Annotated in this window: 16 protein-coding genes; all 16 read left to right on the top strand. The window is 36.9% G+C overall.

What is annotated here, in order from left to right:
* Positions 1 to 10: 10 nt before the first annotated feature.
* The 16 genes from BBP83_RS02080 (at position 11) to BBP83_RS02005 (ending at position 16,326) form a co-directional block, all read left to right on the top strand.
* Positions 11 to 556, top strand: a complete 546-nt coding sequence (locus BBP83_RS02080; RefSeq protein WP_068885749.1) for an acyltransferase — start codon at positions 11 to 13, stop codon at positions 554 to 556.
* A 23-nt stretch (positions 557 to 579) separates the two neighbouring features.
* Positions 580 to 1,698, top strand: a complete 1,119-nt coding sequence (locus BBP83_RS02075) for a glycosyltransferase (protein ID WP_068885748.1) — start codon at positions 580 to 582, stop codon at positions 1,696 to 1,698.
* A complete protein-coding gene (locus tag BBP83_RS02070) occupies positions 1,695 to 2,789 on the top strand; it encodes a glycosyltransferase (RefSeq protein WP_068885747.1) in 1,095 nt (364 codons plus the stop codon). Before BBP83_RS02075 ends, BBP83_RS02070 begins: the two co-directional genes overlap by 4 nt.
* On the top strand, positions 2,786 to 3,922 hold the full coding sequence (locus tag BBP83_RS02065) for a glycosyltransferase family 4 protein (RefSeq protein ID WP_068885746.1): 1,137 nt from the start codon (positions 2,786 to 2,788) through the stop codon (positions 3,920 to 3,922). The genes BBP83_RS02070 and BBP83_RS02065 overlap by 4 nt, the downstream gene beginning before the upstream one ends.
* Positions 3,923 to 3,994: 72 nt before the next feature.
* Positions 3,995 to 4,534 (top strand): serine acetyltransferase, encoded by a 540-nt coding sequence (locus BBP83_RS02060; RefSeq protein WP_068885745.1) that lies wholly within the window; start codon positions 3,995 to 3,997, stop codon positions 4,532 to 4,534.
* 151 nt (positions 4,535 to 4,685) lie between these two features.
* Positions 4,686 to 5,285, top strand: a complete 600-nt coding sequence (locus tag BBP83_RS02055; RefSeq protein ID WP_068885744.1) for a sugar transferase — start codon at positions 4,686 to 4,688, stop codon at positions 5,283 to 5,285.
* A complete protein-coding gene (locus tag BBP83_RS02050) occupies positions 5,278 to 5,934 on the top strand; it encodes a NeuD/PglB/VioB family sugar acetyltransferase (RefSeq protein ID WP_068885743.1) in 657 nt (218 codons plus the stop codon). Before BBP83_RS02055 ends, BBP83_RS02050 begins: the two co-directional genes overlap by 8 nt.
* A 22-nt stretch (positions 5,935 to 5,956) precedes the next feature.
* A complete protein-coding gene (locus BBP83_RS02045; protein WP_068885742.1) occupies positions 5,957 to 7,126 on the top strand; it encodes a DegT/DnrJ/EryC1/StrS family aminotransferase in 1,170 nt (389 codons plus the stop codon).
* Between the two features lie 63 nt (positions 7,127 to 7,189).
* The gene (locus tag BBP83_RS02040) at positions 7,190 to 9,055 is read left to right on the top strand and encodes a polysaccharide biosynthesis protein (RefSeq protein WP_068885955.1); all 1,866 of its coding nucleotides are present in this window, start codon (positions 7,190 to 7,192) and stop codon (positions 9,053 to 9,055) included.
* Between the two features lie 180 nt (positions 9,056 to 9,235).
* The gene (gene rfbB / locus BBP83_RS02035; protein ID WP_068885741.1) at positions 9,236 to 10,294 is read left to right on the top strand and encodes a dTDP-glucose 4,6-dehydratase; all 1,059 of its coding nucleotides are present in this window, start codon (positions 9,236 to 9,238) and stop codon (positions 10,292 to 10,294) included.
* The gene (gene rfbA, locus BBP83_RS02030) at positions 10,294 to 11,172 is read left to right on the top strand and encodes a glucose-1-phosphate thymidylyltransferase RfbA (RefSeq protein ID WP_068885740.1); all 879 of its coding nucleotides are present in this window, start codon (positions 10,294 to 10,296) and stop codon (positions 11,170 to 11,172) included. The genes rfbB and rfbA overlap by 1 nt, the downstream gene beginning before the upstream one ends.
* Before the next feature lies 1 nt (position 11,173).
* A complete protein-coding gene (locus BBP83_RS14895; RefSeq protein WP_078055376.1) occupies positions 11,174 to 12,025 on the top strand; it encodes a WxcM-like domain-containing protein in 852 nt (283 codons plus the stop codon).
* A gap of 2 nt (positions 12,026 to 12,027) precedes the next feature.
* Positions 12,028 to 13,143, top strand: coding sequence for a DegT/DnrJ/EryC1/StrS family aminotransferase (locus BBP83_RS02020; protein ID WP_068885739.1), 1,116 nt, complete (start codon positions 12,028 to 12,030; stop codon positions 13,141 to 13,143).
* A 1-nt stretch (position 13,144) separates the two neighbouring features.
* Complete coding sequence (locus BBP83_RS02015; protein WP_068885738.1) at positions 13,145 to 14,416, top strand: O-antigen translocase; 1,272 nt, start codon at positions 13,145 to 13,147, stop codon at positions 14,414 to 14,416.
* On the top strand, positions 14,403 to 15,299 hold the full coding sequence (locus tag BBP83_RS02010) for a glycosyltransferase (RefSeq protein ID WP_068885737.1): 897 nt from the start codon (positions 14,403 to 14,405) through the stop codon (positions 15,297 to 15,299). Before BBP83_RS02015 ends, BBP83_RS02010 begins: the two co-directional genes overlap by 14 nt.
* Before the next feature lie 25 nt (positions 15,300 to 15,324).
* The gene (locus BBP83_RS02005) at positions 15,325 to 16,326 is read left to right on the top strand and encodes an EpsG family protein (protein WP_068885736.1); all 1,002 of its coding nucleotides are present in this window, start codon (positions 15,325 to 15,327) and stop codon (positions 16,324 to 16,326) included.
* Position 16,327: the final 1 nt, after the last annotated feature.

Genomic DNA, 16,327 nt, shown 5'->3' with positions numbered 1-16,327 from the left:
GGTTTTAATTATGAGCTTTATCCGTGCCGTTTTTAATACTGTTTTTGATTTGACCTATTTTTTTGCCAAAGGCAGTGTGGCATATGCAAGGAAGAAAGGCGTCACGATTGGTCATAATTGTAGAATCTATATTCGAAGTTGGGGTTCAGAACCGTTCTTAGTAACCATCGGCGATGATGTTACTGTTACTTCTGGGGTGAAATTTATTACCCATGATGGCAGTACTTGTTTGGTCAAAGATGAACAAGGTGAACGTTATCAGCGTTTTGCCAGAATTACTGTGGGCTCACAGGTCTTTATTGGTGTGAACAGTATTATTATGCCAGGTGTAAATATTGGCTCAAATGTAGTGATTGGTGCGGGTTCTGTCGTGACCAAAGACATTCCAGATAATACAGTAGCCATAGGCGTTCCTGCAAAAGTGGTGTCTAGCTTTGACGCTTACCACGCAAAAATTAAAGCCACTTGTGTTAGCGATACTGAACTGAAGGGTATTCAGGGGTATGCGGAGCGTGTGCAACATGCAATTGAACTGCAAAATCAAAAACAACTTTAATCTCCCATCTTTTAGGTTTTGTTATGCTGAATAAAGTCATGTTCTTTTTACCGACGTTAGGTGGAGGTGGGGCGGAACGTACAATCATTCAACTTGCCAATAGTTTGGTCGAACAAGGCTTAAATATTGATTTAGCGGTGTGTAATTTAGAGGGCGAAAAAGGCAAATTATTGCCCGAAATTCATCCAAAAATTCAGTTGATTAATTTTGATTGTGGGCGCGTGGTTAATGCTTTATTTCCGTTAAAAAAACGATTACAAGAACAACACTATGACTGTATTATTGCGACGCAAACACATAGCAATGTGATTTGTGGGTTTGCCAAAAAATTGGCACATGTCAAAACCAAGCTCATTTTTCGTGAAGTATCAACTCCTTCAAAAAATATGAAAAATACAGGTTTATCTAAATTTATTTTAAAAAGTTTAGTGAACTTGACTTATCCGCTGGCAGATAAAGTGGTGTGTGTCTCGAATGGTGTTTTGCAAGATTTTCGTGAATATTATGCGTATAAAAAGCAAAATCTCATCACCATTTATAACCCTGTCATTGACGATGCTTATTTTGAAAAATTAAATGCCCCTGTGCAACATCATTTTTTTAGTGCCGAAAATAAAGTGGTTATGGCTGTTGGGCGTTTAACTGAAGCCAAAAATTTTGCTTTTCTGATTCGTTCCTTCCAAAAGTTATATCAACAGTACCCTCAAACGCGCTTAATTATTTTAGGTGAGGGCGAATTGCGTACCGAATTAGATCAGTTATTAAAAGATTTGAATCTGTCAGATGTCGTTGATCTTTCAGGGTTTGATCCAAATCCATATGCCTACTTTAAATATGCAGATTTATTTGTACTTAGTTCTAATTGGGAAGGTTTACCCGGCGTTTTAATTCAAGCACTGGCATCAAAAATTAAAGTGGTGAGTACCAATTGTCCAAGTGGCCCAATGGAAATTTTGATGAATTCAAAATTTGGACTATTGGTGGAATGTAATGATATTGATGGTATGAGCCGTGCAATGCAACATGCAATGTTTGAAAATTATGTTGACTATAGCAATGATGAATTTGAAAAGCATTGCTGTCAATTTCACAAAAAAAATGTCTTACAGAGCTATTTAAACTTGATGGAAAATTTAGCGTGAGTAAAGAGACGATTGTTCATGTGATTACCAATTTTGCAGGGGTTGGTGGCGCTGAAATGATGCTGTCACGCCTAATTCAGCAAACGCAAAATGAATGTGATCATGTGATCATTTCATTAATGAAAACCTCAGCTGTTTATACTGAAACTTTGGCGCTATGTCGGTCACATTATGCTTTGAATTGGAATGGTTTAAATACTGTATCGGTAATTTTTCAATTAAAAAAACTACTGCAAAAACTGGTGCCTAAAACTATTCAATGTTGGATGTATCATGCCAATGTGTTGGCGACATTAAGCACTTTAGGAATGCAACATAAACCGAATGTTTTTTGGGGAATCCATCATTCTTTAGCATCAACCAAAGAAGAATCTATTAGTACCAAAGTCGCTTTGGTATTTAGCAAAATGTTATCAAACATGCCCAAAGGCATTATTTATTGTGCACATTCAGCTTTAGTGCAACACCAAAAATTTGGTTTAGAAAATGCCAATTCGCATGTCATTGCTAATGGCGTTTCACTTACCAAATTTGGGCCTAATCCAATTTTGCATGAGCCTTGCACAATAGGCTTTGCTGGACGTTATCACCTTGCAAAAGGTTATCCGTATTTATTTGCCACCATTGCCAAATTAAAAGATCAGCCGATTATTTTTAAAATTGCAGGTAGTGGCGCAAATATCGAAAACCCTGAAATAAAAGCCTATTTTGAGCAATATCAGCTTGATGAAAAGAAGGTGCAATTGCTTGATCAAATTTCAGATATGCCTAGTTTTTATCAGTCGATTGATGCCTTTTTAATGACTTCGATTACTGAAGGTTTTCCAAATGTTTTGGTGGAAGCGATGGCTTCAGGTTTGCCATGCATTAGTACCGATGTTGGCGATGCCAAATATATTGTGAATGATTTTGGCACGATTGTCCCGCCCCGTGATGTTGAGGCTTTGACAGATGCAATTTTAAATTATGTTGCAAAAACAGATGAAGAAAAACGCGCTTTAAAACAAGCCACACGCCAACGAGTGGAGCAAAATTTTGGTATTGAAAGCGTGAGTCAGCAATATCTTGCACAGTGGAGACAAGACAGATGAAATTTTTAATGATTAGCAGTTTTCTGCCTTCTGTTTTGAATTTTCGTGGCAAATTATTGGAAGCGATTCAGACCAAAGGCTATGAAATTCATATCATGGTACCTGAATTAGCAAACTTCCAAGAGGAATATCAAAAGCTCATCGCATTAGGTTATCAGGTGCATGAAATTCCAATGCAACGCACGGGAACGAATCCGTTAGCAGATTTGAAACTGTTGAAAAATATGTATCAGCAGATTCGTCAGATCCAGCCCGATGTTGTGCTGTCTTATACCATTAAACCTGTGATTTACGGTACGCTGGCAGCAGGATTGGCAAAGGTGCCAAAGCGTTTTGCATTGATCACAGGTTTAGGCTATGCCTTTCAAAATGTTGAAACAGCTAAGCGCAGTATTTTTCAAAAAATGGTGCATGGTTTATATGCGCAGGCCTTAAAATATGCCCATAAAGTTTTTTTCCAAAATCCAGATGATTTAAAACTATTTGAAGAGATGCGCTTACTTGAAGCCAATAAACCAGCGGTTGTCGTGAATGGTTCTGGCGTGAATGTGCAAGATTTTGAGGTTATGCCATTGCCTATTAATGAGCAAGGTGGAGTAAAGGCCTCATTTTTGCTGATAGCACGTTTATTGGGTGATAAAGGTATACGTGAATATATGGCTGCTGCACGTAGTATTAAAGCTCAATATCCAGAAGCTGAATTTCATTTGGTGGGATGGATGGATGACAATCCTTCAGCCATTTCCCAGCAGGAACTCGAGACTTGGGTAAATGATAAAATTGTCAATTATTGGGGCAAACTGAGCGATGTTCGCCCTGCAATTACAGCCAGTTCCGTGTATGTCTTACCTTCTTATCGAGAAGGGACACCACGAACGGTGTTAGAGGCCATGGCCATGGGGCGTGCGGTCATTACCACAGATGCGCCAGGGTGTCGCGAAACGGTTTCTCATGGGGTAAATGGTTATTTGGTGGCAGTAAAATCGGTCGATCAATTGGTGCAAAGCATGCAGTATTTTATTGAAGACCCGAAACTGATGATTTCGATGGGGCAACGTTCACGAGAAATTGCGCTAAATAAATACGATGTCCATCAAGTGAATAAGCATATGATGACTGAAATGGATATGTAAAAAAGATGATTGATTCTGCTCATCTCGCATTATGTTTTAAAATAAGAGGATTAACTCTTCAGGGGCAGTTGTATGACTTTAAAATATATAAAAAGTGATTTATATCGTTATACAGGAAGCCTGACGTTTAAATTATTTTTGAAAAATTATTTTTTTAATCGTGGCTTTAATTTTTCTTTTTGGCTACGTTTAGCAAGCACAACATCACTGCTGTCTAAATTTGCGTATCCTATTTATTATTATAAGAAAAAAAAATACGGGATTGATATTCATCCGTCTACCCAAATTGGCTATGGCTTATATATTGGCCATGGTGGCCCATTGGTGGTGAATCCTTCAGTGGTGATTGGTCATAATGTAAATTTATCTCAATTTACGACCATTGGTGCGAATCAGGGACGAAAAGCTGCAGAAATTGGCGATAATGTCTATATTGGCCCGAATGTCTGTATTATCGGAAATGTTAAAATAGGTAGTAATGCGACCATTGGTGCAGGTAGTGTGGTGACCAAAGATATTCCAGAGTGTGCAACTGCTGCTGGAAATTACGCCAAAGTATTACATCTGAATAGCGCAGGAAGTTTGGTCAATAGACGCTGGATGGATCTCTAATGCTTCGAAATGGTAGCGCTGTGAGGCTCAGCTTGGTCGTCAAACGACTGAACAGATCAACATATTTATTTTATTTGGCATTTTCAAACGCATTTATCATAAAGCCGAATAATCTAAAAACAATTTTCAAATGAATTCGATGAGTAAATAAATGTTAAAGCGTGTACTGGATATTGCGATTGCCTCGACTGCACTGGTGATTTTGTCTCCCGTGTATGCTTTCGTGGCGTATAAAGTGCGGAAAAATCTGGGTTCACCAGTCTTGTTTCGTCAGGTACGTCCAGGCTTGTACGGTCAACCATTTGAAATGATTAAATTTCGTAGTATGAAAGATGCTGTAGATGTGCAGGGGAATCCTTTGCCAGACAGTGAGCGCTTAACTCCATTTGGCAAAATGCTTCGTTCGAGTAGTTTGGATGAAATGCCAGAGTTGTGGAATGTGATTAAAGGCGAGATGAGCATTGTTGGCCCGCGCCCATTATTGACTGAATATTTACCCTTATATAATGCAGAACAAGCAAAACGACATAACGTGCGCCCAGGTATGACAGGGCATGCGCAAGTGAATGGGCGCAATGCCATTTCTTGGGAAGAAAAGTTTAAACTCGACACATGGTATGTTGAAAATCAATCACTTTGGCTGGATTTTAAAATTATGCTTAAAACCGTCAAAAAAGTGTTGGCCAAAGAGGATATCAGCGCAGAAGGCGAAGCGACCATGACTAAATTTACAGGCAGTCAACATGACTAAACTGTATGCGATCTATGGTGCTTCAGGCTGTGGGCGCAGTTTGATGCCTGTGGCGCGTCAACAATTGGCACGTGAACAGGATTCATCTGAAGTAGTTTTTATTGATGATGCCTTCACGGAAATTGGTGCGATCAATGGTCATCGTGCCATGAACTATGCTGATTTTTTAAATGAATCTGCTGCTGTAAAGTCTGTACAAATCGCCATCGCTCACAGTCATGTGCGTGAAAAAATTGCCCATCGTTTAGCGCAAGATGGCATTACACTTTGGTCAATTTATGCAGACAATGTTGTGCTTATGGATCAGATTGAAATTGCTGAAGGTTCGGCTTTAAGTCCATTTGTCACCATTACCTCTAATATCAAAATTGGTAAATGCTTTCATGCCAATTTATATAGTTATGTCGAGCATGATTGTATTATTGGGGACTTTGTGACCTTCGCACCAGGTGTAAAATGCAACGGTAATATTCATATTGAAGACCATGCTTATATTGGTGCAGGCGCTGTCATTAAGCAGGGCACACCAGATCGGCCTGTAGTAATCGGTCGTGGTGCTATAGTGGGAATGGGTGCTGTGGTTACAAAAAGCGTGCCCGCAGGTGTGACTGTTGTGGGTAATCCAGCCCGTATTCTCAAGTCTAAATAGATATTTCAACTAGGAAAATTCCATGTTAAACACTGCATTTGAACCGTGGCCAAGTTTTACGCAAACTGAAGCGGACGCAGTTTCAAAGGTTCTATTGTCAAATAAAGTGAATTATTGGACAGGTCAAGAATGCCGTGAATTTGAAAAGGAATTCGCACAGTTTGCAGGTACTCAATATGCGGTGGCTGTTGCAAATGGCACAGTGGCATTAGATTTAGCCTTAAAAGCATTGGGTATTGGGGCAGGGGATGATGTGATTGTTACTTCACGCACTTTCTTGGCGTCAGCAAGTTCTATCGTAACCGCTGGTGCCAATCCGATTTTTGCCGATGTCGAACTGGATTCACAAAATATTTCACGCCGTACTATTGAAGCGGTGATTACACCCAATACCAAAGCGATTATTTGTGTGCATTTGGCAGGTTGGATGTGTGATATGGATCCAATCATGCAATTGGCTGAAGAAAAGGGTATTTTCGTGATTGAAGACTGTGCTCAAGCGCATGGTGCTTTATATAAAGGCAAATCAGCAGGTTCGATTGGTCATATTGGTGCATGGTCATTTTGCCAAGACAAAATTATGACCACAGGCGGTGAAGGCGGTATGGTCACGACCAATGATGAATCCCTTTGGAAAAAAATGTGGTCGTATAAGGACCATGGTAAAAACTATGACAGTGTGTATAACACACAGCACCCGCCGGGGTTCCGTTGGTTACATGATTCTTTTGGCACCAATTGGCGCATGATGGAAATGCAAGCAGTGATTGGTCGTCTGCAATTAAAGAAAATGCCTGAATGGACTGAAAATCGTAATGCCAATATGGCACGTATTCAAGCTATCTTTGAAAATAACCCTTATTTTACAGTGTCAAAACCATCTGATGATGATGTACATGCTGCCTATAAATGCTATGTACAAGTGAATATTAAAGCCTTGCCTGAAACTTGGTCACGGGACCGTATCATGGCAGAAATTAATGCTTTAGGCGTACCCTGTTTTAGTGGCTCATGTTCAGAAGTTTATTTAGAAAAAGCGTTTGATCAAACACCGTGGCGCCCGATTGAGTGTTTAGCCAATGCTCAAGCCTTAGGTTTAAGCAGTTTAATGTTCTTGGTACATCCAACTTTGTCAGAGCAAAGTGTGCAAAAAACGGTTGATACGATTGCACAAGTCATCGCAAAAATCTAAACCGCAAAAGAGCGTATAATCATGCGCTCTACCTCACGTCATTTGACCCTATTCGAGCACGTTGTGAAAGACATTATTCGATCTATAGCATCATTACCGCGTCGCCAAAAACAAATTGTTTTGGTGTTGATAGATCTTTGTATCTTGCCACTGATGATGTGGCTCGCTTATGCGGTCCGTTTGGCTCGCCCAAATGTGCAAGTGATGCAAGGGCTTGATGCATGGTATATCTATGTGGGTATCGTCGGGATTGCAATTTTTGCTTTACTTGGCATTTATCGCGCAATTGTTCGTTCATTTAATGAAGATTATTTACTACGTATCTCGATTGCCACTTTTATTCAAATTGTTATTTTATATGCCATAAAAAAATTAAATTTAGCCTTTATACCCATGAGTATTCCGCTCATGTATGGTTTTTTATTGTTTTCATGGATGTGGTGGAGTCGTGCGGTGATTCGTTACGCAACCCTTAAAACGTTCGCTAAAAAACACGTGCGTAAACGTGTGGCAATTTATGGTGCAGGCCTAGCAGGACAGCAAATTGCTGCTGCTTTAAACCATTCAGATGATTATTTGCCTGTGTGTTTTATTGACGATAAAAAATCATTACAAGGCCAATCTTTAAGTGGATTAAAAATTTACTCAACCCAACGTGCTACGAAAAAACTGGGGAAGTTTGCAATTGAAGAAATTTTATTGGCGATGCCATCTGTTGGGCGTGCACGTAAAAAAGAAATCATAGAATCTTTTGACTCTGCTGATGTCAAAATTATGGAATTGCCGGGTGTGACTCAATTGGTCGATGGCCGGGTGAAAGTTTCAGATATTCGTGAGGTTGATATTATTGATTTACTGGGTCGTGATCCTGTACCACCAAAGCCCGAGCTTTTAGAAAAAAATATTAAAAATAAAGTGGTAATGGTGACAGGGGCAGGGGGGTCAATTGGTTCGGAGCTTTGTCGCCAGATTGTCAAGCATCAGCCGAAATGCCTTGTGCTTTTTGAGATGTCCGAATTTGCGTTGTATTCAATTGATCGTGAATTACAAAATACGAATATATCAATTATTGCAGTTTTAGGTTCGGTAACTAATCAGGCTAAATTGGAACGTATATTGCAACAATATGCTGTGCAAACGGTTTACCATGCGGCTGCTTATAAGCATGTGCCATTGGTTGAAGCGAATCCTTTTGAGGGAATTTATAATACATCTATTGGGACAGCACGCAGTGTAGATGCTGCGGTGAAGCAGGGTGTGGAAACCTTTGTTTTAATTTCGACAGATAAAGCAGTGCGTCCAACCAATGTGATGGGCGCGTCTAAACGTATGGCAGAGTTGTATTGTCAAGGTTTAGCTTCAACGAATCCGAAAACACAAATTAGTATTGTGCGTTTTGGCAATGTATTGGGTTCTTCGGGTTCTGTTGTTCCTTTGTTTAAAAAGCAAATTGCCCAAGGTGGGCCTGTTACTGTGACGCACCCTGACGTAACTCGTTATTTTATGACGATACCAGAGGCGGCGCAGTTGGTGATTCAGGCTGGTGCGATGGGTACGGGGGGGGATGTGTTTTTGTTGGATATGGGCGAGCCAGTAAAAATTGTAGATCTAGCCAAACAAATGATTCGTTTAAGTGGTTATAAATCAATGGATGAGAATGGTTTGGGAGATATTGCCATTCAATTTACGGGACTTCGATCAGGTGAAAAATTGTATGAGGAATTACTCATTGAAGCTGAAAATATAGAAAAAACAGATCATGAGCGGATTTTAAAATCGTACGAAAACTTTTATCTTTTTGATCAAATACGTAGCGTGTTTATAGAGTTGTCAGATCTATCTGAAGAAGGTGATAATCACGTGAAAATTAAAAATATTTTACAAAATTATGTTGAGGGTTACAAAGCTGAAAAATTAAACAATCATTGATACCATTTATTAATGCAAGTTTGATAAAATCAAAAATGTTCTATTATATTACTTATACAATTATATGTTTTGAGTAAAATATTAAAATCTTTTTAGTATACAGATACATCTTATTACTTATATTTATAGCTACTTAAAATTATTTTGCTATCAATTAACTTAAACTAGAAGCAGGACAAGATGAAATTATTGGTAACAGGTGGAGCTGGTTTTATTGGTTCAGCAGTAATACGACATATTATTCAGAATACACAACACCAAGTACTTAATGTAGATAAATTAACTTATGCTGGAAATTTAGAATCATTAACATCGATTGATAATAATGAACGTTACCAATTTTCCCAAATAGATATTTGTGATCAAGTCGAACTAGAAAAACTATTTCATGAATTTCAACCAGATGCAGTCATGCATTTGGCCGCTGAATCGCATGTTGACCGCTCTATTGATGGTCCTGCTGCATTTATTCAGACTAATATTGTGGGCACTTATAGCTTATTGGAAGCCGCACGAAAATATTGGTTAAGTCTAACCTTAGAAGCAAAAGAAGCTTTTCGCTTCCATCATATTTCGACCGATGAAGTGTATGGTGATTTAGAGGGAACCACGGATTTATTTACTGAAACAACGCCCTATGCACCAAGTTCACCATATTCTGCAAGTAAAGCCAGTTCAGATCATTTGGTTCGTGCATGGCAGCGTACTTATGGCCTGCCCACGATTGTGACGAATTGTTCAAATAATTATGGTCCATATCATTTCCCCGAGAAATTGATTCCTTTGGTTGTTCTCAATGCCCTAGATACGAAACCTTTACCAATTTACGGCAAAGGTGATCAAATCCGTGATTGGTTATTTGTTGAAGATCATGCGCGTGCTTTATATCAGGTTGTCACAGAAGGTATTGTTGGGGAAACTTATAATATTGGTGGACATAACGAAAAACAAAATATTGAGGTCGTAAAAACAATTTGTAAGATCTTGGATGAACTAAAGCCTCAGTCTAATGGACAGAAATATGAAGCGCTGATTACGTTTGTGAAAGATCGACCTGGGCACGATTTGCGTTATGCGATTGATGCGGTAAAAATTGAAAAAGAACTGGGTTGGATGCCACAAGAAACATTTGAAACAGGTATACGAAAAACTGTTGAATGGTATTTAAATAATTTAGATTGGTGCCGTCGAGTCCAAGATGGTAGTTATCAACGTGAACGATTAGGTGTAAACGCATAATGGTAATAACAACAAAGGGTATTATTCTGGCGGGTGGCTCGGGTACACGTTTGTATCCAATTACAAAAGGTGTTTCAAAGCAACTTTTACCTATTTATGATAAGCCGATGATTTATTATCCACTTTCTGTCCTCATGTTGGCAGGAATTCAGGATGTACTCATTATTACAACACCAGAAGATAAAGAGAGTTTTGAACGTTTACTGGGTGATGGTTCACAATTTGGTGTTCGTCTCCAATATGCCATTCAACCAAGTCCAGATGGTTTGGCACAAGCGTTTATTATCGGCGAAGAGTTCATTGGTAATAGTAATGTGTGTTTGGTGTTAGGCGATAATATTTTTTATGGTCAAGGATTTACACCAATGTTAAAACAAGCCGTTGCTCGTGCAAAAGGCGCAACAGTCTTTGGTTATCAAGTTAAAGATCCTGAACGTTTTGGTGTAGTTGAGTTTGACGAGCAGAAACGAGCAATTTCCCTAGAAGAAAAGCCTCAGTATCCGAAGTCTCATTTTGCGGTAACGGGGCTGTACTTCTATGACAATCAAGTGATTCAAATTGCCAAACAAGTTGAGCCTTCTGAACGCGGAGAATTAGAAATTACTACAGTGAACCAAATGTATTTGGAGCGTGGTGATTTAAATGTAGAGCTTCTTGGGCGAGGTTTTGCATGGCTTGATACAGGGACACATGCAAGTTTGCTCGAAGCGGCGCAATTTGTAGAAACCTTAGAGAAACGCCAAGGCTATAAAGTAGCGTGTCTAGAGGAAATTGCTCTTAGTCATGGGTGGTTAAGCAAAGAACAAGTTTTATCCATTGGGCAGAGCATGAGTAAGAATGACTATGGCCAATATTTAATCTCATTGGTAAGTGAATAAAATGAGTTTAGTAAAGTTAATTGATCTGCCGAACTTTGGTGATGACCGTGGTGGGTTAGTGGCTATTGAGTCCAATCAGTCCATTCCCTTTGACGTTAAGCGTTTATATTATATTTTTAATACAGTCGATAAGCCTCGTGGTTTTCACGCACATCTTAATTTAAAACAAGTGGCCATTTGTTTAAAAGGGAGCTGTCGCTTTATTTTAGATGATGGTCATCAAAAGGAAGAAATTGTATTAAATTCGCCTGCTCAGGGCTTGCTTATTGAAGGTTTGATTTGGCGGGAAATGCATGATTTTTCGGAGGACTGTGTTCTACTTGTTTTGGCAAGTGAGCATTTTACTGAATCTGATTATATTCGTGATTATCAAGAATTTTTAAAAGAAGTACATAAGCCTTTTATTCATCCTTTATCAGACGTGAAATCCCAAAAAATTGGACAGAAAACCAAAGTTTGGCAATTTAGTGTCATTTTACAGCGTGCCATAATTGGTGAAAATTGTAATATTTGTGCGCATACACTCATTGAAAATGATGTCATCATTGGCAACAATGTCACCATAAAATCAGGCGTTTATGTATGGGATGGAATCACATTAGAAGATAACGTCTTTATTGGCCCATCTGTTACGTTTACAAATGATAAAAACCCCCGTTCAAAACAGTATCCAGAAGAATTTCCTCAAACGGTTGTTGAGCAGGGGGCAAGCATTGGGGCCAATGCCACCATTTTACCTGGAATCCGTATTGGCCAAAATGCACTGATTGGTGCTGGTGCTGTGGTGACGAAAGATGTCCCAGCAAATGCAATAGTGGTAGGCAATCCTGCAATCATTAAAGGTTATATATAAGAATGATTCCCTTTTTAGATTTAAAAAATATCAATCAGCAGTATCGTGAAGAGTTGATTGCTTCCTGTACAAGAGTTATTGATTCGGGTTGGTATATTGGTGGTAATGAGTTAGAGCAATTTGAACAAAATTTTGCAAATTATTGTGGGGTCAAGTTTGCAATTGGTGTGGCCAATGGTTTGGATGCATTAATTTTAACCTTACGTGCTTGGAAAGAGTTAGGTAAGCTTCAAGATGGTGATGAAGTTATTGTTCCTTCAAATACCTATATTGCCAGTATCTTAGCGATTACAGCAAATAACTTAACGCCAGTTTTAGTTGAGCCGGATATTAATACTTATAATCTTGATCCAAAAAAGATTGAAGCAGCAATTACTCCTAAAACAAAAGTCATTTTACCTGTTCATTTATATGGTCAATTGGCTGCAATGTCAGAGATTATGCGCCTTGCAAAAAAACATAATTTATTGGTTTTAGAAGATTCGGCGCAAAGTCATGGTGCACAAATAGACTATAAAAAAGCGGGTAACTGGGGAGATGCTTCAGGTTTTAGCTTTTATCCAGGCAAAAATCTAGGTGCACTAGGAGATGCGGGGGCGATTACGACGAATGATGCTGAGCTAGCACAGATGTTAAAGGCCTTACGCAACTACGGTTCACACGAGAAATATAAGAACTTATTCGTGGGTGTAAATAGTCGATTAGATGAAATCCAAGCGGCAATGCTTGATGTCAAATTAAAACATTTAGATGTTGAAGTTAACCATCGTCGTACAATTGCAAAAATGTATCTCGAAGGGATTAAAAATTCTGAATTGATCTTGCCTTTGTCAGATATAGATGCTTCTCAATATGACCAACACGTTTGGCATTTATTTGTCATTCGTTCAAAAAATCGGGAAGAATTACAGCAATATTTATCAGAAAACGGCGTACAAACGTTAATCCATTACCCAATTCCTCCACATAAACAGCAAGCATATAAAGAATGGAATGATTTGAATTATCCGATCTCAGAGAAAATTCATGATGAAGTAATGAGCTTGCCTATCGGCCCTACTATGAGTTTGGAAGATGTTAAAAAAGTAATTCAGCTTTGTAATTGTTTTAAAGTCTAAAATGAATTTACTTAAAACCAGTGTACTAAATGGAGTGGCTGTTTTAATCAAAACAGCCACTATGTTTTTATTGAATAAAATACTAGCAGTATACGTCGGGCCTGCTGGCTACGCCGCTATTGGTCAATTCCAAAATTTTATTCAAATGGTAACAACCTTTGCTGGAAGTGCGGTAAATACAGCAGTGGTCAAGTACACAGCTGAATATTATGACGATGAAAAAAAGCAAAAAACGGTTTGGCAAACAGCTGGAAGTATTGTTTCAATTTTTAGCTTTATTTTTACTTTTCTGGTTTTAATCTTTCATCAGCAATTATCATTTTGGATATTTAAAACTGAAGATTATGGTTCAGTTTTAATTTGGTTTGCAGTATTTCTTATTTTCTTTAATTTGAATGCCCTTTTGCTAGCCATTTTAAATGGTAAAAAAGAAATACTAAAACTAGTTTTTGCAAATATTGCAGGCAGTTTATTTTCTCTATTTATCACTGGATTCCTTGCAGTTAAGTTAGGACTGTATGGTGCACTAGTTGCGTTATGTATTTATCAGTCCTTAAACTTTATTGTCACCTTATATTTATGTTATAGGTCAGAGTGGTTCAATTTTTCCTATTTTATTGGAAAAATTGATTCAGATATTGCAAAAAAATTTCTGGCATTTGCTGCCATGGCCTTAGTGAGTGCCATTTGTGTACCCTTATCTCAAATGGTTATTCGTAGCTATTTGGTTCATGAATATAATGTTGCATATGCTGGTTATTGGGAAGCGATGATTCGCTTAAGTGCTGCATATTTGATGTTGGTGACGACCACCTTAAGTGTATATTACTTACCAAGGTTATCCGAGCTTTCAAATATTCAGGCAATAAAAGCTGAAGTTTATTTGGGCTATAAATTTATTTTTCCTTTGGCTGTGGCTGGAGGAGTGGCTGTATACTTGCTGAAAGATTGGATTATTCCATTACTTTTCAGTTCTGCCTTTTTACCAATGAGAGAATTGTTTCTGTGGCAAATGATTGGTGATTCACTCAAAATAGGCAGCTGGATTTTAGCTTACCTGATGTTGGGTAAAGCAATGACGAAACTGTTTATTAGTACAGAAATAATTTTTGCCTGTAGCTCTATAGTTTTAACCTATATATTTACACAAGTTTTTGGTTTTAAAGGTGTTTCTATTGCGCATGTAGTCAATTATGCATTGTACTGGAGCGTTATGGGTTATTTTGTATTTGCAGTATTAAAAGATCGAGAGAGTCGTTTTGGAAAAGAATAATCAGCCTTTGGTATCTGTGGTTATACCATGTTATAACCATGAGCATTTTGTTCAAGATTGCATTCAGAGTGTTATTGATCAGACGTATGAAAATATTGAACTCATTATTATAGATGATGGTTCTAAAGATAATTCGGTAGAAAAAATTAGTCAAATGATTCCGAAGTGTGAAAAGCGCTTTACTCGTTTTGAATTTAGATGCCGTCCTAATAAAGGTCTAAGTGCAACATTGAATGAAGCTATACAGTGGTGTAAGGGAGATTATTTTTCAATTATTGCATCTGATGATCTTATGCTTGAAAAAAAGACAGCTATACAAGTTGATTTTTTGGAAAAAAACTTAGATACAGTGGCTTTATTTGGAAGTGCAGATTATATTGATGAAAACAATAATATAAAATCTCAAAACTCCTTAAAAGAAAAGGAATATGTATTTGATAAAATATTTCTTAATGAATGTGCTTTTTTTGCTCCGACACAGATGTTGCGTATGAATACACTACTAAAAATAGGTGGGTTTGATGAAAAGATATTGGTAGAGGATTGGTATATGTGGCTTAAAATGGCCGAGGAAGGCAGAGTTTATTGTTTATCAGATAAATTAGCTAAGTATAGAATACACTCAAATAATTCAACTAAGAATGCAAAATTTATTTATGATAATAATTTAAAAACATTGAATAATTATAGAAATTATAAATTATATGATAAGGCTTATAATAAAATACGTTGGATATATATTACATGGACGGGGCAGGTTGATAAGAAAAAATCGGTAAAATTGATGCTAGATTTTCTTAGAGAAAAGCCTGGTGCTATTTTTTCTATTTATTTTTTGATGTTTTGTAAGTATTATATTTTTAAAATGAAAAAATGGTTTTAATCATTAAGGATAAGAGAAATTTTTAATGATTGAACCTGTATATATTTATTTTATATATTATTTAATTGGTATGTTGTACTGTTTTAAGATTAAGCCAAATATTAATTATTTTTTAATTTTTTGCTTGTTGTTGATATGGTCATTCGCACTAAGAAGTTATGGTTTAAGTAATGATTTTGTTACGTATATTTCAACATTAGACTTGGATTGGTATTATTATTATGATACTTATTATTTAAGAGAGCCATTATACTGGCTCTCTAGTAAATTTATATATGAAAATATTTCAAACAATCCAGTTTATGTTTATTTTATATTGGATACGATTTTTTTCTTATTTTTCTGTATGTTTTGTAAGAAAAATAAATTACCAGAATATGTTTTCATTGTTTTTATTCTTTTTTTCCCATCAATTATGGGTTTTCAGAATGTGTATAGACAATTTTTAGCAACTTATTTTATTCTATTTTCAATATTTAATAATAGTGAGTATGATAAAAAAGATCTAATAAGTTATTTTTATCTGCTTATCGCATTTCTTCTGCATAATACAGCTATTTTATTTCTTCCATATATTTTTCTGAAAAAAAAGAAGTATCTTTTAACGATTATGAGTTTTGTCTTTTTGGTTGTTGCATTTTATTTTTTTGGAGATGGGGGGCGGTCTAGTTCTGATACGGGTGATGTTAATCCACTAGTCTATATGTTGGCTATTTCTATTTTATTTCTATTTTATTTATTTTTAAATAATTTTAAAATAAAATATAAAGATAATTTTTTCCTTAACAGTTTTGTTTTGAGTATTGGCTTGTATGTATTTTCAATAATTATTATGGCTGGTGGGCAAAGTAAGAGGGTGGGTATGATTATTTTATTAATAAATTTATTTGCATTGTTGTTTTTTTTAGAAAAGGATTTAAGAATAAAAAATTATAACAAGGTGATAATACGGTTGATATTGTTTTGTGTATTGTCTTTGATTGCCGTTTTGGTTCCATCATCAAGAGATATGTTAGTAGGTACTTAGT

Source organism: Acinetobacter celticus (genome assembly GCF_001707755.1).
Lineage (GTDB): Bacteria > Pseudomonadota > Gammaproteobacteria > Pseudomonadales > Moraxellaceae > Acinetobacter > Acinetobacter celticus.
This window is presented reverse-complemented; position numbering and strand designations above follow the sequence as displayed.

What these genes read in the sequence shown, in the direction of transcription:
- BBP83_RS02080 (WP_068885749.1), top strand. Translation starts at nt 11, where the DNA reads ATGAGCTTTATCCGTGCCGTTTTTAATACTGTTTTTGATTTGACCTAT.
- BBP83_RS02075 (WP_068885748.1), top strand. Translation starts at nt 580, where the DNA reads ATGCTGAATAAAGTCATGTTCTTTTTACCGACGTTAGGTGGAGGTGGG.
- BBP83_RS02065 (WP_068885746.1), top strand. Translation starts at nt 2,786, where the DNA reads ATGAAATTTTTAATGATTAGCAGTTTTCTGCCTTCTGTTTTGAATTTT.
- BBP83_RS02060 (WP_068885745.1), top strand. Translation starts at nt 3,995, where the DNA reads ATGACTTTAAAATATATAAAAAGTGATTTATATCGTTATACAGGAAGC.
- BBP83_RS02055 (WP_068885744.1), top strand. Translation starts at nt 4,686, where the DNA reads ATGTTAAAGCGTGTACTGGATATTGCGATTGCCTCGACTGCACTGGTG.
- BBP83_RS02050 (WP_068885743.1), top strand. Translation starts at nt 5,278, where the DNA reads ATGACTAAACTGTATGCGATCTATGGTGCTTCAGGCTGTGGGCGCAGT.
- BBP83_RS02045 (WP_068885742.1), top strand. Translation starts at nt 5,957, where the DNA reads ATGTTAAACACTGCATTTGAACCGTGGCCAAGTTTTACGCAAACTGAA.
- rfbB (WP_068885741.1), top strand. Translation starts at nt 9,236, where the DNA reads ATGAAATTATTGGTAACAGGTGGAGCTGGTTTTATTGGTTCAGCAGTA.
- rfbA (WP_068885740.1), top strand. Translation starts at nt 10,294, where the DNA reads ATGGTAATAACAACAAAGGGTATTATTCTGGCGGGTGGCTCGGGTACA.
- BBP83_RS14895 (WP_078055376.1), top strand. Translation starts at nt 11,174, where the DNA reads ATGAGTTTAGTAAAGTTAATTGATCTGCCGAACTTTGGTGATGACCGT.
- BBP83_RS02020 (WP_068885739.1), top strand. Translation starts at nt 12,028, where the DNA reads ATGATTCCCTTTTTAGATTTAAAAAATATCAATCAGCAGTATCGTGAA.
- BBP83_RS02015 (WP_068885738.1), top strand. Translation starts at nt 13,145, where the DNA reads ATGAATTTACTTAAAACCAGTGTACTAAATGGAGTGGCTGTTTTAATC.
- BBP83_RS02005 (WP_068885736.1), top strand. Translation starts at nt 15,325, where the DNA reads ATGATTGAACCTGTATATATTTATTTTATATATTATTTAATTGGTATG.